The following is a 626-nucleotide window of genomic DNA, read 5'->3' as shown; positions in this document are numbered from 1 at the left end:
TATTGGCGGATCCGCAGCGCAATCGGTCATTCTGATGCTGATTGTTATTCTGCTGACGGTCGTCCAATTCCGATTTGTCGAACGGAAGGTTCATTACTGATGGTTGAAAACCGCCCGATTGCTACCTTCCTTGCCCATTTGGTCCTGATTATTGGGATCATCATCGTCACTTTTCCGATTTTCTACACGCTGGTGGCCTCCACCTTCAGCGGCCCCAATGTTGCCTCGGGCCGGGTTCAACCCTGGATCGGCGACGCGGGGATTCAGAATTATATTACCGCGCTCACCGTTGGCGCGGCGCGATCCTCGCAGAACCCCGCCGGGCACATGTTGCTCAACTCAGCCATTATGGCGGTGGCGATTGCCGTGGGGAAAATCATCATCTCCCTGCTCTCGGCCTATGCCGTGGTCTATTTCCGTTTTCCGGGGCGAATGCTGGCCTTTTGGGCGATTTTCCTGACGCTGATGCTGCCAGTGGAAGTGCGTATTCTGCCGACCTACAAGGTGATTGCCGATCTGAACATGCTCGATTCCTATGCTGGGCTGACGATTCCCTTGATCGCCTCGGCCACGGCGACGCTGCTGTTCCGGCAGTTCTTCATGACCGTTCCGCCTGAATTGGTGGA

General features: G+C 55.6%; 2 pseudogenes. Both read left to right on the top strand.

Annotated elements, in window-relative coordinates:
• A pseudogene (locus VZ95_RS27640) lies at positions 1-100 on the top strand (glycerol-3-phosphate transporter permease); the annotation flags it as partial.
• Positions 100-626, top strand: a pseudogene (locus VZ95_RS19850) (glycerol-3-phosphate transporter); the annotation flags it as partial. The pseudogenes VZ95_RS27640 and VZ95_RS19850, both read left to right, overlap by 1 nt.

Source organism: Elstera litoralis, assembly GCF_000963705.1.
In the GTDB taxonomy this organism is placed as follows: domain Bacteria; phylum Pseudomonadota; class Alphaproteobacteria; order Elsterales; family Elsteraceae; genus Elstera; species Elstera litoralis.
This window is presented reverse-complemented; position numbering and strand designations above follow the sequence as displayed.